Raw genomic sequence first — 25,069 nt, 5'->3', positions numbered from 1 at the left:
CCGGCCTCCTCAGATCAGCGGCGCGGTGCGCGCCAGATGATTGGCGTAGATGGCGGCCACCGCGCACGAAGCCAGGCGCGAGCGTGCGCTGTCGGCCCGGCTGGTGAGCACGATGGGAACGCGGGCGCCCAGCACGACGCCCGCGGCCTCGGCATTCGCCAGAAAGGTCAGGTTCTTGGCGAGCATGTTGCCCGCTTCCAGGTCGGGCACGACCAGCACCTGCGCCCGGCCGGCCACGGGCGAGACGATGCCCTTGACGCGGGCGGCGTCGGGGCTGATGGCGTTGTCCAGCGCCAGCGGGCCGTCGAGCACGCCGCCGGTGATCTGGCCGCGGTCGGCCATCTTGCACAGCGCCGCGGCCTCGAGCGTGCCGGGGATCGCCGGCATGACTTGCTCGACGGCGGACAGAATGGCCACGCGCGGCGTGCCCAGGCCCAGGCCGTGATGCAGTTCGATCACGTTGCGGATGATGTCGGCCTTGGTGGCCAGGTCGGGAAAGATATTGATCGCCGCGTCGGTGATGAAGAGCGGCTCGGGATACGTGGGCACATCCATGATGAACACATGACTGATGCGCCGGGCGGTGCGCAGCCCCGTGTCGCGCGCCACGACCTCGTGCATGAGTTCGTCGGTGTGCAGGCTGCCTTTCATGAGCAGGCTTGCCGCGCCGCTGCGGACTTGCGCCACGGCCGCCGCCGCGGCCGCGTGACTGTGCGGCGCGTCGACGATCGGTAGCGCGGTGAGGTCGTAACCGCATTGCTCGGCCACTTCGCGGATTCTGTGCTGCGGGCCGACCAGGATCGGCTTGAGCAAGCCCAGGCGGTGAGCCTCCACCGCCGCGCCCAGCGAGGTTTCGTCGCAGGGGTGCGCCACGGCGCAGGTGGAGACCGGGAGCGCCTGGGCGGCGGCGATCAGCCGGTCGTAGGGCGAAGGGTGGGCATGGACATTCGATTCAGGGCGGGTCGTTGCAAACGTGTCGGTCATGGCGCGTCCTGTAGGAAGGTCTTCCGTTTTACTGCGCTTTCTGTCGAGCCGCCTTGCGCTTGGGCAATGCCGTCGTGGCCGCGCCGGTGTCCGCCCTGGCCGCCGCGCGCTTGCGCGGCGCCGCCGTTTTGCCTGGCGCCTTGGTCGCCGTCTTTGCCGCTGTCTTGGTCGCCGCCTTTCTTGCTGTCTTCGCGGGCGCCTTGACCGCCGCGCGGTCGGAGCCCTCGCCCTGCGCGGGCGCCGGCACGGCCTCGACCTTCTTGCGCGCCGGGCCGACGGGCTTCGGGGCGCCGTCGCCATCGGGCGCCAGGCGCGCGAGCGGGCGGCGGCCCGCGGCACGGCCGGCGATCTTCTCGGCCGTGGCCTCGACATCGGCCTGTGCATCCAGGATCGGGCGCGTGGTGGCCGACTTGCCGCGGCGGCGGCGCGCGCGCTGCGCGCAGGACTCGAACAGATGCTGCATTTCGTCCAGGCTCTGGCGCGCACGGTCGCTCAACGGCTCGGCGGCTTCGAGCACGCGCTTCATCGTGGCGAGCGTGGTGGCGATGGCGTCGGCGTCGACGTCTTCGAGCAGGTGCGGAATCGCGCGAATGGCCGCGGCGCCGTCCAGGCGCAGGATCAGCGCCTGCTCGCGCACCATGTCCTTGAAGGTCTGCAGCGCGAGTGCGTTGCTGGCGTTGGCGCGCATCTCGCGGATCAGCGAGAAGCTGCGCTCGTCGATGCTGCCCTCGGCGCTGGTCACGTACAGCAGCATGCGCATCGCGGCCTCGTGCAGGCCGCCCTCGAGAATCTTGTCGCGCAGCTCGTGGGCGCGATCGCCCATGAACTCGTGGTGCTCGGGCGACACGCCGGGATGCTTGCGCGGCGCGCCCGGGCGCGCGCCCAGGCCCGCCCAGTCTTGCACCAGCGGCGAACCGTACACATTCATGAACACGCGTTCGATCGTGTCATCACGCAGCTCGCGCCAGATGTCCAGGCTGCTCTCGATCGCCTGCGACATCATGGTCTGCATGATGAGGAAGGGGTTGTCGGGCGCCGCGGGCTGACGGTCGGCGCGCACCTGTTCGGCCACCTGCTTGAACGGGGCGATCAGCGGGTTGTGATCGGAGAGCAGCTCGTAGGGCAGGCGCAGCGGATGCATGCGTTGAGCCCATTCGGCCGTGTGCGGCGTCACGCTGGCCTGGATCCACGGCTTGAGGAAGCTGCGATACAGGCCCAGATTGATGTCGGAGATGCGCGCGACCGCGGCGAAACGCCGCTCGTCTTCCTCGATCCGCTGCACGATGCCGCGCACGTCGTCGAGCTTGCGGCTCGCGAACGACAGCACGTAATTGCCGTAGGCCAGATCGGCGTTGGCCGTTTCGGGGGTCTTGTCGGCGATCTCGGTCTGGTAGATGCCGGGCGGCAGCACATCGATCAGGTCGATGTTGCTGGTGAACTCCTGGTGTTCTTTGCGCGCGACGCTGCCGGACACGAAGATGCCCAGGTGGCCGATGCTCTCGTGCACGGCGTAGACGATGGTCTGGCCGTGCGCCACCACTTCGGCATCGTCCTGGTACAGGTCGGGGATCCAGCCCAGCGCCTGCGGCGGCGGGGTGATGTTGTCGCCCTTGGAGCAGAAGACGATGATGGGCGAGCGGATGTTGCGCAGATCGATGCGAATGCCGTCGGAGGTGACCAGGCCCGCCGTGGCGAGGCGGTTGCCGACGAACAGGTTGTCGACGATGTACTGGATCTCGGGGCCGTTCAGATACACATGGCCGCCCCACCACTTCTCGAACTCGAGGTAGCGTTCGGCTTCGGTATCGACCTTGGCGTACAGGTTGTACTGCTTGCTCCAGAGCGTGTTGGCCGGGTTCAGGTTTTCGAAGTTCTGCACCAGCCAGGCGCCATCGAAGCGGCCATTGCCGGCGTCGCTCGTGAGCTCGGTGAGCCAGCTGCCGCCCAGCATGCCGCCCGAGTAGCGCATCGGGTTCATGCCGCGCCAGCCCGCCCAATACGACAGCGGGGCGCCCGCCACGATGATCGGCCCGAACAGCTCGGGCCGCATCGCGGCCGTCATCATGATCTGCCAGCCTGCCTGGCAATTGCCCACCACCACCGGCTTGCCTTCGGCCTCGGGATGGCGCGCGATGATTTCTTCCAGGAAGCGGGCTTCCGCGCGCATCACGTCTTCGACGGTCTGGGTCGGCGTGGGCTGCGGCAGGAACGAAGCGAAGTAGGTGGGGTGGCCGGCGCGCACGGCGACGCCGATTTCGCTTTCCGGCTTGAAGCCGCCGATGCCGGGACCATGTCCGGCGCGCGGGTCCACCACCAGGAAGGGACGCTTTTCGGGATCGACCGGCGCGTCGGCGGGCGGGATGATCCGCAGCAGCATGTAATTGACCGGTCGGGCCAGCTCGCGGCCGTCGAGAATCACTTCGGACTCCATCGACAGCACATTCGGCGCCTTCTTGGCCATGTGGCTCAGGTACTGATTGCCGCGCTGGCGCAGCACGTCGGTGTAGAGCACCCCGCGCTGCCAGGCGTCGACCAGGTACGACCAGGCATCGGTGCCGGCGGCGCCGGCCGGCGTGGCGGCCAGCGGAAAGGCGTTCCAGTTGAACGGAAACTCGGGATTGACTGCGGGCGCTGCCGCGGCGGCGGGCGTGGGGGACTCGGACGTCTTGCGGGTGCCGTTGCTGGCCATGACTGTCTCCTGCTGCGAAGCCGGCGAGAGAAATCGCCGGCCGGCTGCCCGTAGGCAGCCACGGATATCGTCAGACCATTACACCGCAAATGATGTTGCAGTGCAACATCACGCAGATGACAGGTGGGGCCGGATCGGGGCCCGGCGTCGCGGCCTCAGCCGCGGGCGTTACGGTTGTGTTCGAGCCAGGTCTGCACCGAGGGGCGCTGCCACTGGGCGTCGGCGTAGTCGCGCAGCCAGTCGGGCAGCTCGTCGCCGGCCAGGCGCTTGAGCATCACCGCGAGTTCGGTGTCGGCGATGCTCCACTGGCCGAACAGATCGGTCTGCCCGGGCACCAGCAGCAGCCCGGCCACCCGCACCAGCTTGTTCGCCGCGGCCTGGGCCGGATCAGTCAGCGCCGTGCCGAGCGGCGCGTGGAACACGTGTTCGGTGGGACGCTCGGCGCGCAGGGCCGCCAGATCGCTGCGCAGCCACGCCTGCAGCTGGCGCGCGCGGGCGCGCTGCTGCCGGTCGGCGGGGTACAGGGCGATGTGTTCGGGCGGCGCGTAAAGCTCTTCGAGGTATTCGGTGATCGCGCTCGACTCGCTCAGATGAAAACCATCGTGCGTCAGCGCGGGAATCCGACAGGTGGGCGCGCGATGCTGATAGGGTTGCATGCGCTGCTCGCCCGCCGCGAGGTCCACGAGGCGGATCTCGAAAGTCTGGCCTTTTTCGGTCAGGGCCACGAACGCCGACATGGCGTAAGGGCTGAGGAAATCGGCGTCGACGTAAAGCGTGAGTGAGGGGGCCAAGATAGGGTCTCCGGACGAAGCTACAGCGTACCGCACTTGCCGCGGCCGGCTGACGTGCCGGTGGTGCCTTCCGCTTGCTTGCCCTCAATTGCCCCCAAAAAACAGGCGGGCATGGGCCCGCCTGTCTCGTGCGCGCGACGTTGCGGGCTCAGTCGACGATGAAAAGCCGTGCGCCGATGGGCGTGGACGAGCGATGCGGCTCGGCCTGATCGGCCACCTGATAGCTCATGCCGGGCTTGAGCACGAAGTGGCGGCCGTCTTCGAGTTCGGTGTGCAGCTCGCCCTCGAGGCAAAACAGAATGTGGCCCTTGGTGCACCAGTGGTCGGCGAGGTAGCCGGGGGTGTATTCGACCATGCGGACGCGAATATCGCCGAACTGGCGCGTGCGCCAGATCGCATGGCCGGTTTCGCCGGGGTGCTCGGTGGGTTCGACCTCGGACCAATCGGTGGTGCCGAACGGAATCTGCTGCATCTTCATGGGGATACCTTCAATGAGAGGGGAGCGCCAGCGCGTCTGGGATGCGCACCAGCAGGTCGGTGAGCCCCACATCGATGCCGGCCTGCGAGAGCAGGGTGGTGGCCTGGCCGCGATGATGGGTCTGGTGATTGAAAAAATGCAGCAGCAGCGCGCCCAGCGGCCGGCGCGAGGCGATGCCGCGGCTGTTGCGGTAGTCGAGCGCGCGATCCAGGTCGGCCTGTCTGAGCGCGCCCACCCATTGCACGATGGCCGCGTCCAGGCCCGTGCGCGCGTCGCGCAGGGCGTCGAGCGTGCCGTGCGGCTGGCCGTCGAGCGGGCCCGGGTCGGGCGCGGCGCGAACCTCGGCGAGCGCCGCGCGCGCGGCCGGGCTCGTGCCGGCATGGGTGGCGAAGCGCTTGAGCCACATCGTGTCGCCCACGATCAAATGATTGAGCGTGCCCAGCAGCGAGCCGAAAAACGCCCCGCGCGCGGCGTGCAGCTCGGCTTCGGGCAGACGCGCACAGGCGGCCAGAAGCTGCTGGTTCATCCACTGGTTGTAGTCGGCCAGCAAGGCCAGATCGGCGGGAGAGGGCATGGCGGGCGAGGGGGGGCGCTCAGCCGGTGAGCTTTTTCTGCCAGAACTGCGCGCTGCCGCCGTCGCCCAGCACATACCCGGCGTAGCCCACCTTGCGGTAGAGCGCCTGGGCCGGCGCATTGCCTTCGAGGACCTCGAGCGTGATCTTGCAGCAGCCCAGACGCCGGGCCAGCACGTCGAGTTCGGCCAGCAGCTTCTGAGCCACGCCCTGGCCACGCGTGCGTGCCGACACCATGAAGTCGTGCAGATTGAGCAGGGGCTGGCAGGCGAACGTGGAAAAGCCTTCGAAGCAGATCGCCAGACCGCACGGCTGACCGTCGGCGTCCCAGGCGACGAGCGCATGCGCGGTCGGGCGGCGGGCGAGTTCGCCGATCAGGTTGGCGCGCACGTGCGCCGAGATCGGCTCGCCGCCGCCCATCGGATCGGTGGCGTATTCGTTGAGCAGCTCCACGATGGCGGCGCCGTGCTCGGCATTGCGGAAATCGGCTTCGGTGATGGTGATCAAGGCAGACTCTCGGCGGTGGATGCGCAATCCGACATTATGCCGCGCCCGGTGGCGCTTCCCTACGCGTTGAAAAATCGGGCGGGAACCCCTATCTTGTGACTATCCCGACCGGCGGGAAAGGTGCGCCGGTAGCCCCCACAAGGAAGCCGGACGATGGAGTTCAAGGACTACTACAAAGTTCTCGGCGTGGAGAGTTCCGCCTCCGATGACGAGATTCGTCACGCCTATCGCAAACTTGCACGCAAGTACCACCCCGACGTCAGCAAAGAGGCCGACGCCGAAAGCCGCATGCGCGACGTCAACGAAGCCTACGACGTGCTGCGCGACGCCGAAAAACGCGGCGCCTACGACAAGCTCGCCGCCGGCGTGTCGCCGGATGGCGGCTTCGCGCCGCCGCCCGATTGGGACCAGGGTTTCGAGTTCCATTACGCCCCTGGCGGTCAGGGCGCAGGCGACCAGGGCTTCAGCGATTTCTTCTCGTCCTTGTTCGGCGGGCAGGCGCGCGAACGCGCCGCCCGGCAGAACTTCCGCGCGCGCGGCGAAGACCAGCACGCGGCGGTCGAGGTCGACATCGAAGACGCCTTGCAGGGTGCCACGCGCGAGATCAGCCTGCGCTCGGTGCAGCCCGACGCGCAGGGCCAGCCGCAGATGCGCACCCGCACACTGTCGGTCACCATTCCCGCGGGTGTCCGCGAAGGGCAGTTCATCCGGCTGGCCGGCCAGGGCATGCCGGGTTATGGCGGCGGCGATGCCGGGGATCTCTACCTCGAAGTGCGTTTCAAGCCGCATGCGCGTTACCGCGCCGAAGGCCGCGACCTGTACATGACCTTGCCCGTCGCGCCCTGGGAAGCGGCGCTCGGTGCGTCGGTCGAGGTGAACACGCCCAAGGGCGCCGTCGAGGTGACGATACCGCCGGGCTCGAAAAACGGACGTCAATTGCGTTTGCGCGGCCGCGGCATCCCCGGCGAGCCCGCGGGCGATCTTTACCTGGTGCTCGACGTCGTGCTGCCCCCGGCCGACACCGACGCCGCTCGCAATGCGTATCGCCGCATGGCCCAGGACCTGGCGTTTGATCCGCGCCGCAACCTCGGAGTATGACCATGAGCAAAGTCTTCGTTGCGCATGCCACCGTCGTGTGCCAGGAACAACCCCTCACCGCCGAAGACCTGGCGCGCGCGTGTGACGCCCAGGTGGAGTGGGTGGCGCGTCTGGTCGAGGTCGGGATCGTGCGCGTGTCGCACGATCGCCCGGCGGAGTGGCGCTTTCAAAGCGTGGACCTGCGCCGCGCGCTCGACGCCCGCCGCCTCGAGCGCGATCTGGGCGCCGGGCTGGACGCCGCGGCGCTGATCCTCGATCTGAGCCAGGAAGTGCGGCGCCTGAAGGCACAGTTGCGCGCCCTGGGACATCCCGGCTGAACGTTCGTCCGGCAGGATCGCGGCGCGGCGGCGCCCGTTGCGCGGGGCGGCGATAGAATCGGGGCCTCGTTCTCCTGTGCTGTACGTCTCATGAATTCAGACTCTTCGGGCGCACCGCTGCCCGTGGCGGCCGGCCGGCCCGTGCTCGCCGGCATCAAGGCCTGCGTGCCGGTGATGATCGGCTATTTCCCGGTGGCGGTCGCATTCGGCATCGCCGGTGTGGGCACCGGGCTCGCGCCTTATCAGGTCGTGCTCATTTCGGTACTGGTGTATGCCGGCGCAAGCCAGTTTCTGCTGCTGGCGTCGATCAAGGCCGGCACGCCCTGGCCCTGGGTGGTGGCGCTGTGTTCGCTGCTCAACGCGCGCCATCTGCTGTATGGCCCGCTGCTGTCGCGCTGGCTGCCGCCGGCGCTGTCCACCCGGCTGCGGCTCGCCTTTTTCCTGACCGACGAAGTCTTCGCCACCGCGCTGCACAAGCTCGATGCGGTCGACACGCGGGCGCGTGCGCGCTGGATGGCGGGTCTGGGCGTGGCCGCTTGGCTGACATGGATCGCCGGTACCGCCGTGGGCGTGTATGCCGGAGAAGGGCTGGAGCGCCAGTTTCCGATGCTGGCGCAAGTGATGCGCTTCGCCTTGCCCGCCTTGTTCGTGGCGCTGGTGTGCCAGAGCGCGCGGCGCGAACTCTGGCTGCCGCTGGGGGCGGCTTTGGGCGTGGGCGCCGTGCTCGCCGGCGCCGGCTACGGCACGCTCGCCATCCTGGCGGGCGCGCTGGCGGGTTGCCTGTGTTTTCGCCCGGCGCGAGGTGTGCAATGAGTAGTGGTCTGGAGTTCTGGGTCGCCGTGCTGGCGATGGCCGTGATCACGTTCATGACCCGGGCGCTGCCCTTCATGCTGTCGTCGCGTCACTGGTTGCTCAAGCGCCTGTCGCAGGACGGCTCGCGCCTGGCCGTGCTGGGCCCCGCGCTGCTGGCCGCGATCGCGGCGGCGGTCATCGTGCCCGATCTGTGGGGCGAGCAACAGGTGGCCCAGGTCGCGCCCTACGTGGGCGGACTGATCGTAACCGCGCTCGCCGCGCGCATCACCGGCAACACGGGCCTCGCGGTGATCATCGGTCTGGCCGGATACGGCGGCCTGCTGGCCGTCATGTGAAGGCCATTGCTTCATACGCCTGCCGGGTCCGGCACGACATCGCACCAATCGCATCGAGGGAATAGCACGCCATGAACATCATGATTATCGGCGCGAGCAAGGGGCTGGGCCGCGCGTTTGCGGTAGGCCTGGCTGACGCGGGAGACACCGTCATCGGCGTATCGCGCCGCCGCCCCGGCGCGCTGTCGCTGCCCGCCGGCGTCGCGCAGCAGTGGATCGAGGCCGACCTGAGCCGTCCGCTGGAGGCCGCGACACGCATTGCCGCCGAGGCGCCGGCCCAGATCGACGTGTTGATTCACAACCTGGGCATCTGGGAGGCCGCGGCTTTCACCCCGGACTACGCCTTTCTGAATGAGGCCGACGAGGCCCTGCTCGACCTGATCAATGTGAATGTAGGCGCCACCTTGCTGTTGCTCAAGCGCCTGGTGCCGCGCCTGATCGCGTCGGGGCAGCCGCGCCTGATCCTGACCGGCTCGACCTCCGGCCTGCGCCGCAGCGGCCGTCCGGAGGTGGCCTTCGGCGCGAGCAAGTTCGCGCTGGATGGCATCGCGGACGCCTTGCGCGAAGGCTTTCGCGGCGACGGGCTCGCGGTGACGACGCTGCAGCTGGGTTATCTGAACACCGACGACGATCTGTCGGTGCCGCTGGTGGACGCCGCCGCGCGCGGGGAGGGCCAGCTTGTGCCGGTGCACGACGTGGTGGCCGTGGTGCGCACCTTGATGCGGCTTTCGCCCGCGTCGTTCGTGCGCGAACTCGTCATGCCGGCGTTGCGTGACGAGCGGTACTGAGCCCCGGCGGCCCGTCCGGGCTCAGTGCAGCGCGGCCGCCAGCGCTTCGCGCCAGGCGTCGGGCTGGCCCAGGTAGCGGCCCGGGTCCAGCACCTGCCATCCCGCCTGCGTTTGCAGCGCGAAGGTCGGAAAGCCGTTGGCGCCCAATTGGCGCAGCAGCGCCCGGCTGTCATCGAAATGGCCCGCGAGCGGCGCGCCGGCCAGGATCTGCATGTCGCGCTCGAAGCGGGCCAGGTCCAGGCCGAGCTCGTCGGCCAGCTCGTGCAGCACGACCGGATCGGCCACGCGCCGGCCTTCCATATAGTGGGCGTGCTGGATGCGCGCCAACATGTCCAGCCCGTCGCCGTCTTGCGAGGCCGCAGCAAGCACGGCGGCACTGGGCGGCGCCGAGTCGAACACGGCGCCGGCGTCGCGCAGCAGTCCCTCGAAATAATCTTCGCCGAAGGGCTGGCCCGTGATCGCGGCGATGCGCTGATCGTGCTGCATCACGTAATGCCGCAGCGCCTCGGTGACCGGCTGACGGCGCGCGCCCGTCATCATGCCGCCGCCGTGGGTCAGGATGCGCAGGCCCGGCAGGTCGCGCACGGCGCGCACCAGCGGCGCGGCGCCGTAGCACCAGCCGCACAGGGGATCATGGATGTAATGCAGGACGGGAAGATGAGCGGCGTTCATGGGCTGCATCTTAGGCCAGCCGGCGGCCCCGGCCTAGAGCCCGGCGCCGACAAGTGTGTTGCGCCAAACGGTCATATCGCGCCGGCGCGGCCCTCGTCGGGTCCGGCGCCGGCGGCTCCGGCGATCAGCCGGAGATCATGATGCCGATCCAGTACAGACCGGCGGCCAGCAGCATCGAGGCGGGGAGCGTCAGAATCCAGGCGAGCAGGATGTTGCGCACCGTGCTGCCTTGCAGGCCGCTGCCGTGGGCCACCATGGTGCCGGCCACCCCGGACGACAGCACGTGCGTGGTCGACACCGGCAGGCTGAACACGTTCGCCAGACCGATCGCGCCCACGGCGGTCACCTGCGCCGCCATGCCCTGCGCGTAGGTCATGCCCTGTTTGCCGATCTTCTCGCCCACCGTCAGCACGACGCGGCGCCAGCCGACCATCGTGCCCACGCCCAGCGCCACGGCCACCGCGATGATGACCCAGAGCGGCGCGTATTCGGTGGTGGCGGTCAGGTCGCCGCGCAGGCGCTGCAGGTCCGCGCGCTCGCGCGCCGGCAGGCCTTCGAGTGCCGCGACCTTCTTGGCGGTGTCGTCCAGGCAGAGCAGGTAGCGGCGCACGTCCACGCGCGTGGCCGGCGGCATGTCTTTGTAGTGCGACACGCCGGTCAGGGCGTGCTGCAGCGCGTCGATCGTGGCCAGCGTCGACTTGGGATCGCAGCTGAAGTTGCTGGGCAGATCGGCGCGCCGGCCCGCGGCGGGCAGGGCCAGGTACTCGCCCAGCGTGGCCTCGTTACGGTGGTAGAACGCCGACAGGTGCGTGGCGGCATCGCGGGTACGGTCGATCTGATACGTGGTGGCGTTCTCGTCGAGCACGAACTGCGCGGGCACGATGCCGATCAGGACCAGCATGATCAGCCCGATGCCTTTCTGGCCATCGTTGGAGCCGTGCACGAACGACACGCCCATGGCCGACAGCACCAGCACGAGGCGATTCCAGAAGGGCGGATGCTTTTTATTGTCGACCGCGCGGCGCTGGTCGGGCGTCTTGTGCATCTTCGAGAGCGGTAGCCATCGTTTCAACAGAAGCAGCACGCCGCCCGCCACGGCGAACCCCGCGATCGGTGACGCCACCAGCGACATGCCGATATCGATCGCCTTGCCCCAGTTCACGCCGGCGCCGATCGGCAGATCGGTCAGCAGGGCATTGGCCAGGCCCACGCCCAGGATCGATCCGATCAGCGTGTGGGAGCTCGAGGCGGGAATGCCGAAATACCAGGTGCCCAGGTTCCAGGCGATCGCGGCGGTCAACATGGCGAACACCATGGCCAGGCCACGTCCGGTGTCCACGTTGATCAGCAGCTCGACCGGCAACAGATGCACGATCGCATAGGCCACGCCCACGCCACCCAGCAACACGCCCAGGAAATTGAAGATCCCCGACAGCACCACCGCGAGGTGGGCCGGCATGGCCTTGGTGTAGATCACCGTCGCCACGGCGTTGGCCGTGTCGTGGAAACCGTTGATGAATTCGAATGCGAGAACGAAGGTGAGCGCCAGGACGAGGCTCAGACCGACCCAGGGGTCGAGCCCGGCGAAGATGTCGAACATGGGAATGGAGGGGGGAGGGGATGTGATGTGACGAAATTATTGCATGCTTGTTAAAGCGACTCACGGGCCGGATCGGCGCTGCCGGGGTGGCCGGGTGGGTTAGGATCGGGGTTTCCCTGCGCGGCCCGGACATCCGGCCGCCGGGCGACTGCAATTTGTTACAAAAACGTGGCGCGACGGTTCGGGACGACGATGTCCCCTCGGGCGCCTCCGACCGGGATATGTCCATGACGCAAGCCTCCTCCGTCCGTGCCCACCCCGACGAACTCATCGTCGGTCTGGTCTCCGTGTCCGACCGCGCCTCCACGGGCGTCTACGCCGACCAGGGCGTGCCTTCGCTGCGCGAATGGCTGGGCACGGCGCTGTCCTCGCCCTGGCGCGCCGCCGAACGCCTGGTGGCGGATGACGCCGCGCAGATCTCGGCGGCCCTCACCGAGCTGGTGGACCAGGAGCGTTGCGATCTGGTGCTGACCACGGGCGGCACCGGCCCCGCGCGGCGCGACGTGACGCCCGAGGCGACGCTGGCGGTGGCCACGCGCGAAATGCCCGGCTTCGGCGAACAGATGCGTCAGATCAGCCTGCGCTTCGTGCCCACCGCGATCCTGTCGCGCCAGGTGGGTGTGCTGCGCGAGATCGACGGTCATGCCGCGCTCATTCTCAATCTGCCCGGACAGCCCAAGGCCATCCGCGAAACGCTCGAGGGCCTGCGCGGTGACGACGGCGCCGTCGTGGCGAGCGGCATCTTCGCGGCCGTGCCGTATTGCATCGATCTCATCGGCGGTCCGTACATCGAGACGCGTGCCGAGATCGTGAAGGCGTTCCGCCCCAAATCGGCGCTGCGTCAGGCGCCGCAAGCCTGATTGCCGGTGCCCGGGCGCCCCGAATGCGTGCGGTATAGTTGGCCGCGTCGTCTGCTGATTCATCGGAAAAACAAAATGAAGGTTCTGTCTGCATTGCCCCTCGCCGCCGCCGTCCTGATGCTCTCCGCATGCGCGAGCGTGCAGGACGTCAACAAGAGCGAGCCCGTGTTCTACGGCTCCACCGCGCGTCCCGCCCAGGAGTATCTGTCGTGCGTGGCATCCGCCTGGAAGGGGCAGGGCGTGGACTTCAAGCAGAATGAAATCAAGAACGGCGGTGAACTCGTGGTCGAGGGCACGCTGGGCGTCGAGGCCGTGCTGAGCGCCACCACGTGGCGCGGCAAGACCGACGCAAAACTGAACACGCGCCGTCCGTCGCGCGCGGTCACGCTGTCCGACTCCGCCAATCTGTGCCTCTGATGCAGCGACGCGCTTTTCTGGCGGGTGTCGCGGCGCTGAGCCTCGCCGGCGCGATGCCGCTGCTGGCGCGCGCGCAGGGTGACGCCGCCGATTACATCTCGCGCAAGCTCAACTTCCCGGTACCCGGCGGCGTGGCGGTGCTGCGTCTGGAGGCGTCGGCGCAGGAGCCCGAAGCGCGCTATCTCAACAAGCGCGTGATGGTGCTGCCGCAGGCGGGCGGCACCTGGCTCGCCATCGTGGGCATCCCGCTGTCGGTCAAGCCCGGCACGGAACATCTCACGGTGGGTAGCGGCAGCGCGGCCCGTCGCGTGGCGTTTCAGGTGGGCGCCAAGACCTACACCGCGCAGCACATCACGCTCAAGAACAAGCGGCAGGTGAACCCCGATCCGGCCGATCTGCGCCGCATCGAGCGCGAGCTAGCCGAGCAGACCGAAGCCTATCGCGCATTTCGCGCGGGCGTGGTCCCGAGCAACGTGGTGCTCGACGCGCCGGTGCAGGGGCGTCTGTCCAGCCCCTTCGGGCTGCGCCGCTTCTTCAATGGCGAAGAGCGCAACCCGCACTCGGGGCTGGACTTCGCGGTGCCGACCGGGACGCCGATCCGCGCGCCGGCCGCGGGCCGCGTGGTGCTGGTGGGCGACTACTTCTTCAACGGCAAGACGGTTTTCGTCGACCACGGACAGGGCTTCATCAGCATGTTCTGCCACCTGTCGGCGATCGACGTCGCGGTGGGCGACGAGGTCGCGCGTGGCGGCGTCGTGGGCAAGGTGGGCGCCACCGGCCGCGCCACCGGGCCGCATCTGCACTGGAACGTCAGCCTCAACGACGCGCGCGTCGACCCGGCGATTTTCATCGGGGCGTTCAAGCCCTGATCCGGTGCCGACCACCCCTATAGGAAAGTGCCCCCACGCCGCGCCTTCGGCTTGCTGCCCCCCGAGGGGGCCGTTTTTGTCTTGGGGCGGCCCGGCGACAAAAAAAACCATCCCTAGGGATGGTTTTTTTATTGGTCGACAGGAGGGCCGCGCGGGTCTTGAGCCGGTCAGAAGTCCATCGAAGCCGACAGCAGGAAGGTGCGTGGCGCGCCCATGCCCAGACTGGTGAAGTGGGGCTTGGCCCAGTAGCCCTTGTCGGTGACGTTGGTGACCGCCGCGCGCACGGTCAGCGGGCGGCCGTAGACCTTGGTGGCGTAGCGCGCACCCACGTCGAACACCGTGCGTCCCGGAATGGAAACGTCGTTGGCCGCGTCGAGATATTGCTTGGACACCGACGTCGCGTTGGCGGTGAGCGTGACGCCGCGCACGGCCGGGACGTCCCATTCCACGCCCAGCTTCGCTTGCCATTTGGGCAGGCCGGTCGCCAGCTTGCCTTCGCTGCCGGGATTGGCCGCCTTGATCACTTCGGGGTCCGAGAATGCGACGCCGCCCATCAATCGCACGCCCTGCATCGGGGTGCCGAAGAAGCCCCATTCCACGCCACGATTGCGCTGCTCGCCACCGAAGGAATACACATTGGTGAGCAGATCGGTGTAGCTGCTGGGGCGATTGATCTCGTAGACGCTCAGGGTGTGGGCGAACTCGCCCAGATCGAGCTTGATCCCGACTTCCTTTTGTTTGGTCTTGTACGGCGCGAAGACCTCGCCGGCGTTGGCGGCGGTATTGGGGGCAATGGCGCCCTGACTCAGACCTTCGATGTAATTGGCATACAGCGACACGCGCTCGGTCGCCTTGAACAGCACGGCGGCCGCGGGCGTGGTGGCATGGGTCTTGTACCGTTCGCCCATGCGTGCGCCGGTCGCGCCATTGAAACTGTCGCTCGTCACCTGCTGGCGGCGGGCGCCGAGCGTGAGCTGGAGACGATCCTGCGCGAACGACATCGTGTCGGCCACGCCCACGCTCGACAGCTCGGTGACGGTGCGGCTGATGGCCGGGATATCACTGGGCAGCCGGGGTGCGGGGCCCCACACCGGGTTGTAGATGTTGGTCACCCAATCGCGGGCCAGCAGATTGCGAAAGCCATTCAGCCGATAGTCTTCCTTGTAGTAGGTGGCATTGACCGCGAACTGATGCTTGATCGGGCCGGTCTCCAGTTTTCCTTTCAGCCCGGCCTCGGCGGACTTGCGTTCGGTCCGGTCGGCCACGCCGCTGAAGTTGATGCGGAAATCCCCGGCGCTGTTGATGACCTGTCCCGCGCCCATGTTCGAATCGAACGCGGTCTTGCTCATGCCCGCCGTGGCATAGACCATGAAGTCCTCATTCAAATCGACTTCGCCACGCAGAATCGCGCCCTCGTCCGTCGAGTCGTAAAAGGCCCAGGGGGGATTCCACGACACGTCGGATTTCGGCGGCTTGGGCACCGCCAGGCCCGGCGCGAGCGTGAGACCGCGTGTCAGCCCATTGGCGTGGTCCTTGCTCTGATAGAAGTCGGCCGAGAGGCGCGTCTGTTCGCCGCGCCAATCCAAGCCCAACGAGGCCAGCGAAACGCGCTTGTCCTGCGACTTCACCGCCGTTTCGCCGTCGCGGTACACGCCATTGAAGCGGATGCCGAACTGCTGGCTGTCACCGAACCGGCGCCCCATGTCCAGGTGTCCGCCGAACTGCGAATTCGACATATAGGTACCGGTCACCCGCATCAGCGGATCGTCGCCCGCGCGCTTGGTCACCAGGTTGACGGCGCCGCCCGCCGAGCCTTTGGGCGGCATGCCGTTGAGCAGGGCCGACGGGCCCTTCAGCACTTCCACGCGTTCGAACATCTCGGGAGAGTTGCGGTAGTACGCCGCCATCCCGGCCAGGCCGTTGACCATCACGTCGCCCACGTTGGAGGGCAGACCGCGGATGGAGTAGCTCTCGTTGCTTTCGCCGGGGATTCCGCTCACGAAGACGCTGGGGTCCGTCTTGGCGATCACTTCGCTGATGTCCTTGGCCTGCTGGTCCTCCATGAACTTCTCGGTATAGGTGATCGTGGAGAACGGCGTTTCCATGAAATCCTTTTCCCCCAGAAAGCCCATGCGCCCGCCGCTGGTCACTTGTCCGCCCGGGTAGTCGGGCAGCACGGTCTGCCCTTGCACGGTGACCGCCGGCAGGGTGCTCACGGCAGGCGCCGCGTTGTCCGTCGACTGCGCCAGCGCCGCCGGCGTGAGTAGAGACAGCGTGCCGGCGCTCAGTCCGTAGACCAGCGCGGCGCGCACGGCATCAGGCAGGGGGCGCCGCGTCAGCGAGGCAGGGGTGAGGGGCGCGGGCGCGAGTGCGCGTGCAGGATCACGCAGCGGGTGTCGGTGAGTCATGAGGTTCCTTCGGCTTTGTGCGCCTGGGCCCGGCTGGGTCGGCGCGCTCGTACTTGAGTCAGATGAAAAACGAAACAGATCGCGCATCAGGGTGCGTAGCCTTTGAGCACGTCGTCGATCACGCGCTTGATCGAGGCCGGGCTGGCGGCCGTCACATACCAGGCGTACGGGTCGGCGAACACCACGCGGCCGTTCTTCCAGGCGTTGGTCTGGCGCAGCAGTGGGTTTCCGATGGACTCGGCCGTGAGCACGGGCCGGCGTTCCATGACCGCCGTGCGATCCACGAGGTAGATCACGTCGGGATTGGTCTGCTGGATGAATTCGCTGGACACCGGGTGTCCATGCAATCCGCTCTGCGCGCCCGGGTTGGCGGGCTTTACACCCAGCGCGCCGAAGATGAAGCCGTAGCGCGAGTGTTCGCCGAATGCGCTGAAGGCGCCGTTGTTGTGAATGATGACCAGCGCCTTTTCCGGTCGGCCGGCGATGATGTCGCGAGCCGCTGCAACCTGCGCGTCGATCTCGGCCACCTTTTCACGCGCGGCCTCCTGCTTGCCGAAGATGTCGCCCAGCGTCGTCAGGTGATGCTTGATCAGCTCGATGTGATTGGACTGGCTGTCCCGGTAGTCCACGTCGAAATGAAGCGTCGGCGCGATCTCGGTCAAGGCCTTGTATTGATTGGCCTGCAGCGACGTGATCAGGATCAGGTCGGGCCTGGCCGCGTGGACACGCTCCAGATTGGGCTGCACGATCGCGCCCAGATCCAGCACCTTGGGATCGTCCTTGTACCTGGCGAGAAAATCGGGCACGAAGTCCTTCGGCATGCCGACGACCGGTACGCCCAGCTGATCCAGGAAATCGACCTCGTTCATATCGAGCGCCGCGACGCGTTGGGGCCGTGTGGCGATCTCCGTGGTGCCGAGTGCGTGCCGCACCGTGATCGGCGCGCCGCCAGCCGCCGCGCCGGCCGCCGCGCTAGCCGCCGCGCTCTGCGGCGTTGCGCTCGGTGTGGCGCCCTGTGTGGCGGCCGGCTGTGCGGGCGGGGCGGGCGCGCGCTCGCAGCCCTGCAGGGCGAGTGCGGCGCCGAGCAGCACAGGTAGCGTCCAGCGTCCGGGCCGATGAGGGCGAATCATGTCGTTCTCCTGATGAAAGGGGTTGCACAGGGCGCGTGTGTCATGGGTGGCCCCCGCGCTGCCGTGCCATGCGAGTGAGAAACCAGGCGCCGCACACCAGATTCACCAGAATCCCGACGGTCGTCCGGTAGTTGAAGAGGTGTTCGACCGCGAGCTGCGCCACGATGAAGATCGCGATCGCAATCGCGCAGGCGGTGGACAAGGTGGTGCGGTGGCGGCCATCTCGAGCCAGCGCGTAGGCGAGGTTGGCCACGAAGATGCCCATGAAAGCGGTGGGGCCGAGCAGGCTGGTGGATACCGCGACCAGCATCGCGATCAGGGCGAGTTGCCACCGAACCGCGCGGCCATGGTCCACGCCCAGCGAGATCGCCTGCCCCCGGCCCAGCGACAGCACGTCGAGCGTGGGCAGGGTCCGGACCCCCGCCGCGCACACGGCCAGTACCACCAGCGCCGCCGGCAGCAATTGCGCGAGCTCGGCGCGATTGAATGAGGCCTGGCTCATGCCCAGCAACATGGAAAATTCGCCCGGGCTTGTCGTGAGCTGGACGAATTGGGTGAAGGTGCCGATCACCACCGTCAGCACCAGGCCCACCAGCAGCAGGAAATACACATTGGTTTGATCGCCGCGCAGCAGCCAGCGGTGGATGGCCCATGAGTAGCCGAGCATCGTCAGCGCCGACACGACGAAGTTGCCGGTGGCACTCAGCAGCGCCAGGCTCTGCGTACCGAGCGCCAGGATCAGAAGCGCCTGCAGCATCAGGTAGATGGCCTCGTATCCCATGATGGCCGGCGTCAGGATGCGGTTGCCCGTGATGGTCTGAAAGGCGATCGATGACCACGCGACGCAGACGCCGCCGATGCCCATGGCGGCCAGGCGGATCAGGCGTTTCGGGATCACATAGCCGAAGTCCAGGCCCGACCGGAAGAACACGAAGATCAGGGCCAGCGCCGCAACGCTGGTCCAGAGCGCGGGCAGTCGCCAGCCGAAGCGCTGCGCACGTGTCATCGCCGGCTCCTGAGGATGAGCGCGAGAAACAGGACGCCGCCGACTCCGCCGGCCGTCAAGCCGATGGGCACTTCGTAGGGGTGGATGAGGATGCGACCGAGGATGTCGCACACCAGCAGCAGCGACGCGCCGCCCAGCGCGACCATGGGCAAGGTGCGCCCGAGGTTGTCGCCATAGTGCAGCGCGATCAGATTCGGCACGACCAGGCCGACGAACGGAATCGCGCCGACCGTAATCACCGTGACGGACACCGTGACGGCGACCAGCAACAGGCCCAGCGCGACGGTGGCGGCGTAGTTCAGCCCCAGGCTGTGCGCCACGTCTTCGCCCATGCCCAGCACCGTGAAGCGGTGCGCGTACAAATACGTGAGCACCACGATCGGCAGGATCAGGTAGACGACCTCGTAGTTGCCCTGCACGATCTTCGAGAAGTCGCCGAGCAACCAGCCCTGCATGCTCTGAAGAATGTTGTTGCGGTAGGCGTAGAACTCGGCGAGCGCGCTGAGCACGCCGCCATACATGAGCCCGATCACCGGCACGAGCACCGTGTTCTTGACCCGGATGCGCCGCACGATGGCCACGAACATGAGGCCGGCGGCAAAGCAGAACGCCAGCGCGCACACCATGCGTGCCGCCACGCCGGCGCCCGGGATGAGCGTGATCGATACCAGGATGCCGAGTTTCGCCGCATCCAGTCCGCCGGAAGTCGCGGGCTCGACAAACTTGTTGCGCACGATGTGCTGCAGAATCACGCCGCAAACCGATAGCCCCACGCCCGTCAGCACCAGCGCGGCGAGTCGGGGCAGCCTGCTGGCGGTCAGCGTGAGCCAGGCGTCACCGGACAGGGTGGCCCATTGCGACCACGCCACCTCGCGCGCGCCCACGAAGAGCGACGCGCCACATAGCGCGGCGAAGAGGGCCAGCCAGCGTGCGGACATCAGGAGCGAGCCCCTCGAGGCGTGACGACGCGCCAGCGCTTCGCCATGCGGCGCTGCTCGAGGAAGTGCGCGTAGTGGCCCTGGCTTGTCGCCAGCTGCGCCGGGGTGCCTTGCTCGACGACCGCGCCGCGCTCCAGGACGACGATCTGATCGGCCATGGCGACGGTGGCGAGCTGATGCGCGATCACCACCAACGTGCGGCGGCCTCGCAGCCGCGCGAGTGCCTGGGCGATGACGGCCTGGCTTTCGGCGTCGAGCGCCGCGGTCGCCTCGTCCACGAGCAGGATCGGGGCGTTCTTGATCAAGGCGCGCGCGATCGCAACACGCTGGCGTTCCCCGGCCGAGAGACGTGCGCCGCCTTCTCCGACGGGCGTGTCCAGTCCTTGCGGCAGTCGCAGCAATAGCGATTCGGCGCCCGCCTCGCACAGGGCCGCCACGATCTGCGCGTCGTCCGCGTCGGGCCTGCCGAGCCGGACGTTATCGGCGATCGTGCCCGAGAAGAGAAAGCTCTCCTGAAAGATCTGACTGATCTGCGCCGCCAGTTGCGGCTCGCTCATGTCGCGGACGTCGACGCCGCCCACGAGCACGCTGCCCTGGTGCACGTCGAAGAAGCGTGCGATCAGGCGGACGAGGGTGGTCTTGCCCGATCCCGATTCGCCGATCAGCGCAGTCATGGTGCCCGGCGCGATGCGCAGGCTGACGTCGTTGAGCACGTCGGGGCCGTTATCGTCGTAGCCAAAATGCACGTTGCGCAGCTCGATGCCCGCATCGTGCGGCACGCGAGGCGTCGCGGGCGCCGGCAACGGGGCGGCGGCGAGGATCGCCTGCACCTCGTCGAGCTGCCCGGTGGCGCCGCGCAGCACATCTCCGTAGCTCGCCACTTCGAGCAGCGAGTCGATGAAGCGGGCGGCCAGCAACAGGGCAATCACGACACCGGCCGACTCGCCCGGCAGCCCGCCTTGCGGCGCCGCGCCCGCCCACGTCACCACGGCGAACAGCATGACCGCAAAGACGGCCTGGACGCCCCACATCGTCAACACCGAGGATCCCGCCGAGAGCCAGATCAGCCGTCCGCCGGCCTGCTGTTGCCGTTCGAAGGTCTCGGTCAGCCAGCGCGTGCTGCCGCCCTCGCCGTTGAAGGCGCGCAGCAACGCCTGCGCCTGCGCGAACTCGACCACGCGTTGGCTGGCGTCCGCAAAGCGCTGCTGGTAGAGGCTGTCGGCGCGGCGTGCGAGCCGGCGCGTGAGTCCCATGAGCGCGGCGGTAAGCGGCAGGGCGGCCAGGCCGATCAGACCCAGCGGCGCGTGCAGCCAGAACAGGGCAGCCAGCAGGACCGCGGGTGTCACCACGCCACTGATCACTGGCGTCAGTACGTGAGCGGGAAGCTGGGCGATGCTCATCATGCCCTGCGTCATCACATGGCCGAGCCTGGCAGTGTTTTGCGGCGTAAACCATCCCGCGGGCAACCGCGCGACGTGGTCGCCGAGGCGATGACGCGCGTCCTGCAGCAGCGCCACGCCCACCCGTACACCGGCACGTTCCACCACGCCCCGGAGTGCCCAGCATGCCGCCATGCCGGCCAGCAGGACGGCAAGCCACATCCTCGCGGCGGACATGTCGCCCGTCAGCAGCGCGCCGACGACCGGCACCAGCGCCGTGAGGGCTAGACCGCACAGCAGTCCATAAACGACGGCAAGCGCGAGATATCGCCGCAGCACCGGCGACGTCTCGCCCAGCAACGCAAAAAGGGTCTTCAGCATGGCGCTCCCTCCCGGGGCGTGGACGCCGCACTCTCAGCCCACAGGCGCGCGTAGCGTCCGGGGCGGGCCAGTAGCTCGGCGTGCGTGCCCTGTTCGACGATGGCCCCGCCTTCCATGACGAGGATGCGGTCCGCGTGCATCACCGTCTCGAGCCGGTGTGCGATGACCAGCACGGTGCGGCCTTGCGTGAAGCGGGCCAGCGCCTCCTGGACCAGCACTTCATTGACGGCGTCCATGCTGGCCGTGGGTTCGTCGAGTACCAGGACCGGCGGGTCGAGGAGCATGGCTCGGGCGATGTTCACGCGTTGGCGTTCGCCGCCCGAGAGCACGGCGTCCTCGCCGACGACGGAGTCATAACCCCGCGGCAGCGCGGCGATGCGCTCATGGATGTTCGCGGCGCGCGCGGCCGCTTCGATCTCGGACAGGCTTGCGGCGGCGCGACCCAGCGCGATGTTCTCGCGCACACTGGCATGCAGCAGCCGCGACTCCTGCAACACGAAACCGATGCGCTGGTAGAGCTGCCTGCTGTCGACGTGGCGCAGGTGGGCGCCGCCCAGTGTGATGCGCCCCGCCGCGGGATCGAAGAAACGCAGCAGCAGGCGTGCCACGGTCGACTTGCCCGCGCCCGATGCGCCGACGATGGCGGTCACGCTACCGGCGGCCAGCGTGAAGGTGACGTCGGACAGCGCGCAGTCATCGGAGCCGTAGCCGAAGCTCACCTGTTCGAAGCGGATCTCATGGCCGTCCGGCTGTTGCTGCTGCTCGGGGCTGACTGGTGCGATGACCGGCGTCTGAAGCATCGCCGACACACGCTGTGCTGCGCCGACGGCAGCGCCGAGGTCATGCAGCAGGGTGTGCAGCAACAGCAGCGGGGCGCAGATGCCAGGGGCGACCAGGGCGAAGGGCAGCACGTCCATCGGCGCGATCCATCCCAGACTCGCGAACAGCGTGCCGCCGGCCAGGACGAAGGCGAGCACTGTGACCGGAGCGATGAGGGCATGGGCGTGCGCCATCGCTGCGACCAGCGGGCGGGTGAAGTCGGCAAACGCCTCGGCGAAGGCGTCGACGGCTTCCCGATAACTGGCGTGGGCGCGGCCCGTGGCGCCGAAGGCCTTGACCACCGGGATGCCGCTCACGAACTCGACTGCCGTTGCGTTGATGCGTCCCAGCCGCGCCACGAACACATTCATGTTGGCATTGCCGGCTTTCATTGCGTGGCGCAGGAACAGCAGAAAACCCGGGAAGGGCAGCAGGGCGACGACCGCCATGCGCCAATCCAGCGCGAACAGATAGACGACCGAGATCGCGATGGCGCCCACGGCACGCCCCACGGCCGTATAGAAATGCGCGGTCAGGCTGTGCAGGGTGCCGATGTCGTCCTGCAGCGCCTGTTTGATTTCGCCGGAAGCCCGGTCTGTGAACCAACCCAGCGGCGCCTGGGCCAGGCGCTGGACGACGTCCAGGCGCAGGCGGTGGGTGAGGCGGTTGTCGGCAAGGTGCGCGACCAGCTCGGCTGCCGACACCAGTGCCATCCCCAGGAACAGGCTCGCCACGCTGAAGCCGAGCGTTCGGGCGATGTCGTCATGGGCGGACGAGGCGGTATCCGCCAGGGCCAGGGCGGCGGCATGCGCGATGCCGGCAAGCGGGGCCAAGGTCAGCATCGCGCCGAGGCCGGCCAGCACGCTGGCGACCGCCAGCAGCCTGCGGATCGGATGCAGAATCTGACGGATCGGGCCGGGTGGGCGAGTGGACGGGCTCGCGGACGCGCCAGGATCGGAAACGCGGGAGTTCATGAAAAGCGCAGGAAATCAAACACTTGCCGCGTGGCGGCGGACCTTCTGCATGTCCGTGATGGCGCCGGAATCGGCGTGCTGCCGTTGCGTTTCCGTCACGGGGATGAGAATGAGTTGCAACACTATAAGCTAAATCTTGAAATAGTTGAAGCAAATAAACTAAATCGCGAAACAGGTTAAAGTCTCGGCTTTCGTATCGCGACTCACCGGCGTATCCATGACCTCATCAGAGCGGCCCGCCCCGCGCGGGCGCCCCCGGACCATCACGCACGAGCGCATTGCCGAGGCGGGCGTGCGAATCGGACTGCCGAACCTGTCCTACGCGCTGGTCGCGGCGGAGTTGGGCGTGAGTCATATGGCGCTCTACAAGCATGTCGCGAGCCTCGATGGCTTGAAATGCCTGGTCGCCGAGGAGATGTTCCGCCGCTGGGAAATTCCCCGGGCGCAGGCCGGGACCGGGCGCGCAGGCCTGAAGGCCTACCTCCAGGTGTTTGCCGCCGCGGTGCGCGACTTTGTCAGAGCGCACCCGGGCGTGACGCCGTTCACGATCCGTCGGCTGGCGGCGACGCCGGCCATGCTGGAGAAGATCGTGGCGCATCAACGCCATATCGCCGAGGCCTGTGAGCTATCGATGGAGCAGGCGCGCTGGCTTCTCGCCACCATCGCCTTTCATGGCATGGCGGTGGCCGACACGGTGTATACGGTCGCCGGTCGCGCACCCGAGGTCGAGGCCGACCGGTCGGCGGAGGAAGCCGAAATGGAGGGAGAGCTGGAGCAGGGCATGCAGGCGCTGATCGCGGGGGCGCTGCTCATGCTGGAAGAGGGCGCGCCCGGTTGAACGCCCGCCTGGGCCGCGCCTTCGGCTTGCTGCCCCCCGAGGGGGCCGTCTTTGTCTTGGGGCGGCCCGGCGACAAAAAACCATCCCTAGGGATGGTTTTTTTTGGGCATAAGGGCTCGCGGGATCGGGCGCCGCGCGCGGTGGCGCGGGCGATCCGCGGCGGCTTCGGATCAGGCCTGGGCCTGGGCCTGCGCTTCGGCCTGCGGCATCTCGATCTTCACCTCCAGCACTTCCAGCGTGTCCTGGCGCTCGAGATGGACCTTGATGTCGTCTGGGTTGATCTTCACGTACTTGGAAATCACGGCGATGAGCTCCTGCTGCAATTGCGGCAGGTAGTCCGGCGAATCGCCGCGTCCGGAGCGTTCGTGGGCGAGGATGATCTGCAGGCGTTCTTTGGCAACGCTTGCCGTGGATTTCTTCTGGCCGAGCAGGAACGACAGGAACGACATTGATTACTTTCCTCCGAACAGGCGTTTCAGCAGGCCGGGCTTTTCGTATTCGGTAAAGCGCAGCGAACGGTCTTCGCCCAGGTAGCGGGCGACCACGTCCTTGTAGGCCTCGGACACGTCGGTGTCTTTCAGGTGGATGGCGGGCAGGCCCTGGTTGGAGGCCTGCAGCACCGCTTCGGACTCGGGGATCACGCCGATCAGCTTGATCCGCAGAATGTCTTCGATGTCGCTGAGCGACAGCATCTCGCCGTCGTTCACGCGCTTGGGGTTGTAGCGCGTGAGCAGCAGATATTCTTTGACCGGATCATCACCCTGCACGGCACGGCGCGACTTGGCGGCCAGGATGCCCAGGATGCGATCGGAGTCGCGCACGGACGAGACTTCGGGGTTGGTCACGACCAGCGCGTCGTCGGCGAAGTAGGCCGCCATCAGCGCGCCGGTTTCGATGCCGGCGGGCGAATCGCAGATGATGTAGTCGAAGCCCATGTCTTTCAGGTCGTTCATGACCTTCTCGACGCCTTCCTGCGTGAGCGCATCCTTGTCGCGCGTTTGCGAGGCGGGCAGGACGAACAGATTCTCGAGCTGCTTGTCCTTGATGAGGGCCTGCTTGAGCGAGGCTTCGCCTTGAATCACGTTGACGAAGTCGTACACCACGCGACGCTCGCAACCCATGATCAGGTCGAGGTTGCGCAGGCCGACGTCGAAGTCGATGACCGCGGTCTTGTGGCCTCGCATCGCCAGGCCAGAGGAAAAGCTGGCACTCGTGGTGGTCTTGCCCACGCCGCCTTTGCCGGAGGTCACCACAACAATACGTGTCATGACGATCAAACCCTTTATGTTCGAATAAATCGCGTTATCGTAAAGCAAAAAGCCCCTAATGGCTTCTTACATGTGTGTAGCGAAGGCCTGGAAAACCGGGGCCGGCAGCGCGTTCGCCGATTCGCGGCGCGATGCCGC

At 67.6% G+C, this 25,069-nt stretch carries 25 protein-coding genes; 9 read left to right on the top strand and 16 right to left on the bottom strand.

The window, feature by feature from the left end:
* Nucleotides 1-9: 9 nt before the first annotated feature.
* The 6 genes from CAL25_RS20470 to CAL25_RS20445 all read right to left on the bottom strand — a co-directional run bounded on the left by CAL25_RS20470 (nt 10) and on the right by CAL25_RS20445 (nt 6,021).
* Nucleotides 10-984: a phosphate acetyltransferase gene (locus tag CAL25_RS20470; RefSeq protein ID WP_094803444.1), complete on the bottom strand. Its 975-nt coding sequence runs from the start codon at nt 982-984 to the stop codon at nt 10-12.
* Nucleotides 985-1,012: 28 nt separating this feature from the next.
* The gene (locus CAL25_RS20465) at nt 1,013-3,673 is read right to left on the bottom strand and encodes a DUF3141 domain-containing protein (RefSeq protein WP_094803442.1); all 2,661 of its coding nucleotides are present in this window, start codon (nt 3,671-3,673) and stop codon (nt 1,013-1,015) included.
* A 155-nt stretch (nt 3,674-3,828) separates the two neighbouring features.
* Nucleotides 3,829-4,464 (bottom strand): glutathione transferase, encoded by a 636-nt coding sequence (yfcF, locus tag CAL25_RS20460; RefSeq protein ID WP_094803440.1) that lies wholly within the window; start codon nt 4,462-4,464, stop codon nt 3,829-3,831.
* Nucleotides 4,465-4,612: 148 nt separating this feature from the next.
* Complete coding sequence (locus CAL25_RS20455) at nt 4,613-4,942, bottom strand: DHCW motif cupin fold protein (RefSeq protein WP_094803438.1); 330 nt, start codon at nt 4,940-4,942, stop codon at nt 4,613-4,615.
* Nucleotides 4,943-4,952: 10 nt separating this feature from the next.
* Nucleotides 4,953-5,516 carry a DinB family protein gene (locus CAL25_RS20450; protein WP_094803436.1) on the bottom strand — a complete coding sequence of 188 codons (564 nt, stop codon included), beginning with the start codon at nt 5,514-5,516 and terminating at the stop codon, nt 4,953-4,955.
* A gap of 19 nt (nt 5,517-5,535) precedes the next feature.
* Nucleotides 5,536-6,021 carry a GNAT family N-acetyltransferase gene (locus CAL25_RS20445; protein WP_094803434.1) on the bottom strand — a complete coding sequence of 162 codons (486 nt, stop codon included), beginning with the start codon at nt 6,019-6,021 and terminating at the stop codon, nt 5,536-5,538.
* A 153-nt stretch (nt 6,022-6,174) separates the two neighbouring features.
* Here CAL25_RS20445 and CAL25_RS20440 point away from each other — a divergent pair, with 153 nt between their 5' ends.
* The 5 genes from CAL25_RS20440 (at nt 6,175) to CAL25_RS20420 (ending at nt 9,372) form a co-directional block, all read left to right on the top strand.
* Nucleotides 6,175-7,119: a DnaJ C-terminal domain-containing protein gene (locus tag CAL25_RS20440; RefSeq protein WP_094803432.1), complete on the top strand. Its 945-nt coding sequence runs from the start codon at nt 6,175-6,177 to the stop codon at nt 7,117-7,119.
* Nucleotides 7,120-7,121: 2 nt separating this feature from the next.
* Nucleotides 7,122-7,436 carry a chaperone modulator CbpM gene (locus tag CAL25_RS20435; RefSeq protein ID WP_094803430.1) on the top strand — a complete coding sequence of 105 codons (315 nt, stop codon included), beginning with the start codon at nt 7,122-7,124 and terminating at the stop codon, nt 7,434-7,436.
* Between the two features lie 90 nt (nt 7,437-7,526).
* Nucleotides 7,527-8,249 carry an AzlC family ABC transporter permease gene (locus tag CAL25_RS20430; protein WP_094803428.1) on the top strand — a complete coding sequence of 241 codons (723 nt, stop codon included), beginning with the start codon at nt 7,527-7,529 and terminating at the stop codon, nt 8,247-8,249.
* Nucleotides 8,246-8,584: an AzlD domain-containing protein gene (locus CAL25_RS20425; RefSeq protein WP_094803426.1), complete on the top strand. Its 339-nt coding sequence runs from the start codon at nt 8,246-8,248 to the stop codon at nt 8,582-8,584. Before CAL25_RS20430 ends, CAL25_RS20425 begins: the two co-directional genes overlap by 4 nt.
* A gap of 71 nt (nt 8,585-8,655) precedes the next feature.
* Nucleotides 8,656-9,372 (top strand): SDR family NAD(P)-dependent oxidoreductase, encoded by a 717-nt coding sequence (locus CAL25_RS20420; protein ID WP_094803424.1) that lies wholly within the window; start codon nt 8,656-8,658, stop codon nt 9,370-9,372.
* A gap of 21 nt (nt 9,373-9,393) precedes the next feature.
* Here the strand turns inward: CAL25_RS20420 and CAL25_RS20415 are convergent, their stop codons facing one another.
* Nucleotides 9,394-10,044 carry a DsbA family protein gene (locus CAL25_RS20415; RefSeq protein ID WP_094803903.1) on the bottom strand — a complete coding sequence of 217 codons (651 nt, stop codon included), beginning with the start codon at nt 10,042-10,044 and terminating at the stop codon, nt 9,394-9,396.
* A gap of 124 nt (nt 10,045-10,168) precedes the next feature.
* Nucleotides 10,169-11,644, bottom strand: coding sequence for an inorganic phosphate transporter (locus CAL25_RS20410; protein WP_094803422.1), 1,476 nt, complete (start codon nt 11,642-11,644; stop codon nt 10,169-10,171).
* Nucleotides 11,645-11,865: 221 nt separating this feature from the next.
* On the opposite strand from CAL25_RS20410, the gene mog reads away from it, so the two are divergent.
* The 3 genes from mog to CAL25_RS20395 all read left to right on the top strand — a co-directional run bounded on the left by mog (nt 11,866) and on the right by CAL25_RS20395 (nt 13,790).
* Nucleotides 11,866-12,504 carry a molybdopterin adenylyltransferase gene (gene mog / locus CAL25_RS20405; RefSeq protein WP_094803420.1) on the top strand — a complete coding sequence of 213 codons (639 nt, stop codon included), beginning with the start codon at nt 11,866-11,868 and terminating at the stop codon, nt 12,502-12,504.
* Nucleotides 12,505-12,579: 75 nt separating this feature from the next.
* The gene (locus tag CAL25_RS20400) at nt 12,580-12,921 is read left to right on the top strand and encodes a hypothetical protein (protein ID WP_094803418.1); all 342 of its coding nucleotides are present in this window, start codon (nt 12,580-12,582) and stop codon (nt 12,919-12,921) included.
* A complete protein-coding gene (locus tag CAL25_RS20395) occupies nt 12,921-13,790 on the top strand; it encodes a peptidoglycan DD-metalloendopeptidase family protein (RefSeq protein ID WP_432759254.1) in 870 nt (289 codons plus the stop codon). The genes CAL25_RS20400 and CAL25_RS20395 overlap by 1 nt, the downstream gene beginning before the upstream one ends.
* Nucleotides 13,791-13,957: 167 nt before the next feature.
* On the opposite strand, the gene CAL25_RS20390 is transcribed toward CAL25_RS20395, so the two are convergent.
* The 6 genes from CAL25_RS20390 to CAL25_RS20365 all read right to left on the bottom strand — a co-directional run bounded on the left by CAL25_RS20390 (nt 13,958) and on the right by CAL25_RS20365 (nt 22,825).
* Nucleotides 13,958-16,198, bottom strand: coding sequence for a TonB-dependent receptor (locus CAL25_RS20390; RefSeq protein WP_094803416.1), 2,241 nt, complete (start codon nt 16,196-16,198; stop codon nt 13,958-13,960).
* 86 nt (nt 16,199-16,284) lie between these two features.
* Nucleotides 16,285-17,328 carry a siderophore ABC transporter substrate-binding protein gene (locus CAL25_RS20385; protein ID WP_094803414.1) on the bottom strand — a complete coding sequence of 348 codons (1,044 nt, stop codon included), beginning with the start codon at nt 17,326-17,328 and terminating at the stop codon, nt 16,285-16,287.
* Between the two features lie 40 nt (nt 17,329-17,368).
* Nucleotides 17,369-18,334, bottom strand: a complete 966-nt coding sequence (locus CAL25_RS20380) for an iron chelate uptake ABC transporter family permease subunit (RefSeq protein ID WP_094803412.1) — start codon at nt 18,332-18,334, stop codon at nt 17,369-17,371.
* Nucleotides 18,331-19,272: an ABC transporter permease gene (locus tag CAL25_RS20375; RefSeq protein WP_094803411.1), complete on the bottom strand. Its 942-nt coding sequence runs from the start codon at nt 19,270-19,272 to the stop codon at nt 18,331-18,333. The genes CAL25_RS20380 and CAL25_RS20375 overlap by 4 nt, the downstream gene beginning before the upstream one ends.
* The gene (locus CAL25_RS20370; protein ID WP_094803409.1) at nt 19,272-21,032 is read right to left on the bottom strand and encodes an ABC transporter ATP-binding protein; all 1,761 of its coding nucleotides are present in this window, start codon (nt 21,030-21,032) and stop codon (nt 19,272-19,274) included. Before CAL25_RS20370 ends, CAL25_RS20375 begins: the two co-directional genes overlap by 1 nt.
* Nucleotides 21,026-22,825 (bottom strand): ABC transporter ATP-binding protein, encoded by a 1,800-nt coding sequence (locus CAL25_RS20365; protein WP_094803408.1) that lies wholly within the window; start codon nt 22,823-22,825, stop codon nt 21,026-21,028. Before CAL25_RS20365 ends, CAL25_RS20370 begins: the two co-directional genes overlap by 7 nt.
* A 217-nt stretch (nt 22,826-23,042) precedes the next feature.
* Here CAL25_RS20365 and CAL25_RS20360 point away from each other — a divergent pair, with 217 nt between their 5' ends.
* A complete protein-coding gene (locus CAL25_RS20360; protein ID WP_094803407.1) occupies nt 23,043-23,663 on the top strand; it encodes a TetR/AcrR family transcriptional regulator in 621 nt (206 codons plus the stop codon).
* Nucleotides 23,664-23,833: 170 nt separating this feature from the next.
* Here the strand turns inward: CAL25_RS20360 and minE are convergent, their stop codons facing one another.
* Complete coding sequence (gene minE, locus CAL25_RS20355; RefSeq protein ID WP_094803406.1) at nt 23,834-24,112, bottom strand: cell division topological specificity factor MinE; 279 nt, start codon at nt 24,110-24,112, stop codon at nt 23,834-23,836.
* Nucleotides 24,113-24,115: 3 nt separating this feature from the next.
* Complete coding sequence (gene minD / locus CAL25_RS20350; RefSeq protein ID WP_094803899.1) at nt 24,116-24,931, bottom strand: septum site-determining protein MinD; 816 nt, start codon at nt 24,929-24,931, stop codon at nt 24,116-24,118.
* Between the last annotated feature and the right edge of the window lie 138 nt (nt 24,932-25,069).

It is taken from the genome of Bordetella genomosp. 5 (assembly GCF_002261315.1).
Lineage (GTDB): Bacteria > Pseudomonadota > Gammaproteobacteria > Burkholderiales > Burkholderiaceae_B > Bordetella.
The sequence above is the reverse complement of the archived record's forward strand: the minus strand, read 5'-3'. Positions and strand labels throughout refer to the sequence as shown.

What these genes read in the sequence shown, in the direction of transcription:
- CAL25_RS20360 (WP_094803407.1), top strand. Translation starts at nt 23,043, where the DNA reads ATGACCTCATCAGAGCGGCCCGCCCCGCGCGGGCGCCCCCGGACCATC.
- minE (WP_094803406.1), bottom strand. Translation starts at nt 24,112, where the DNA reads ATGTCGTTCCTGTCGTTCCTGCTCGGCCAGAAGAAATCCACGGCAAGC.
- CAL25_RS20435 (WP_094803430.1), top strand. Translation starts at nt 7,122, where the DNA reads ATGAGCAAAGTCTTCGTTGCGCATGCCACCGTCGTGTGCCAGGAACAA.
- minD (WP_094803899.1), bottom strand. Translation starts at nt 24,931, where the DNA reads ATGACACGTATTGTTGTGGTGACCTCCGGCAAAGGCGGCGTGGGCAAG.
- CAL25_RS20430 (WP_094803428.1), top strand. Translation starts at nt 7,527, where the DNA reads ATGAATTCAGACTCTTCGGGCGCACCGCTGCCCGTGGCGGCCGGCCGG.
- CAL25_RS20385 (WP_094803414.1), bottom strand. Translation starts at nt 17,328, where the DNA reads ATGATTCGCCCTCATCGGCCCGGACGCTGGACGCTACCTGTGCTGCTC.
- CAL25_RS20365 (WP_094803408.1), bottom strand. Translation starts at nt 22,825, where the DNA reads ATGAACTCCCGCGTTTCCGATCCTGGCGCGTCCGCGAGCCCGTCCACT.
- CAL25_RS20400 (WP_094803418.1), top strand. Translation starts at nt 12,580, where the DNA reads ATGAAGGTTCTGTCTGCATTGCCCCTCGCCGCCGCCGTCCTGATGCTC.
- CAL25_RS20470 (WP_094803444.1), bottom strand. Translation starts at nt 984, where the DNA reads ATGACCGACACGTTTGCAACGACCCGCCCTGAATCGAATGTCCATGCC.
- CAL25_RS20425 (WP_094803426.1), top strand. Translation starts at nt 8,246, where the DNA reads ATGAGTAGTGGTCTGGAGTTCTGGGTCGCCGTGCTGGCGATGGCCGTG.
- mog (WP_094803420.1), top strand. Translation starts at nt 11,866, where the DNA reads ATGTCCATGACGCAAGCCTCCTCCGTCCGTGCCCACCCCGACGAACTC.
- CAL25_RS20440 (WP_094803432.1), top strand. Translation starts at nt 6,175, where the DNA reads ATGGAGTTCAAGGACTACTACAAAGTTCTCGGCGTGGAGAGTTCCGCC.
- CAL25_RS20415 (WP_094803903.1), bottom strand. Translation starts at nt 10,044, where the DNA reads ATGAACGCCGCTCATCTTCCCGTCCTGCATTACATCCATGATCCCCTG.
- CAL25_RS20395 (WP_432759254.1), top strand. Translation starts at nt 12,921, where the DNA reads ATGCAGCGACGCGCTTTTCTGGCGGGTGTCGCGGCGCTGAGCCTCGCC.
- CAL25_RS20420 (WP_094803424.1), top strand. Translation starts at nt 8,656, where the DNA reads ATGAACATCATGATTATCGGCGCGAGCAAGGGGCTGGGCCGCGCGTTT.
- CAL25_RS20455 (WP_094803438.1), bottom strand. Translation starts at nt 4,942, where the DNA reads ATGAAGATGCAGCAGATTCCGTTCGGCACCACCGATTGGTCCGAGGTC.
- CAL25_RS20370 (WP_094803409.1), bottom strand. Translation starts at nt 21,032, where the DNA reads ATGCTGAAGACCCTTTTTGCGTTGCTGGGCGAGACGTCGCCGGTGCTG.
- CAL25_RS20465 (WP_094803442.1), bottom strand. Translation starts at nt 3,673, where the DNA reads ATGGCCAGCAACGGCACCCGCAAGACGTCCGAGTCCCCCACGCCCGCC.
- CAL25_RS20390 (WP_094803416.1), bottom strand. Translation starts at nt 16,198, where the DNA reads ATGACTCACCGACACCCGCTGCGTGATCCTGCACGCGCACTCGCGCCC.
- CAL25_RS20450 (WP_094803436.1), bottom strand. Translation starts at nt 5,516, where the DNA reads ATGCCCTCTCCCGCCGATCTGGCCTTGCTGGCCGACTACAACCAGTGG.
- CAL25_RS20410 (WP_094803422.1), bottom strand. Translation starts at nt 11,644, where the DNA reads ATGTTCGACATCTTCGCCGGGCTCGACCCCTGGGTCGGTCTGAGCCTC.
- CAL25_RS20380 (WP_094803412.1), bottom strand. Translation starts at nt 18,334, where the DNA reads ATGACACGTGCGCAGCGCTTCGGCTGGCGACTGCCCGCGCTCTGGACC.
- CAL25_RS20375 (WP_094803411.1), bottom strand. Translation starts at nt 19,272, where the DNA reads ATGTCCGCACGCTGGCTGGCCCTCTTCGCCGCGCTATGTGGCGCGTCG.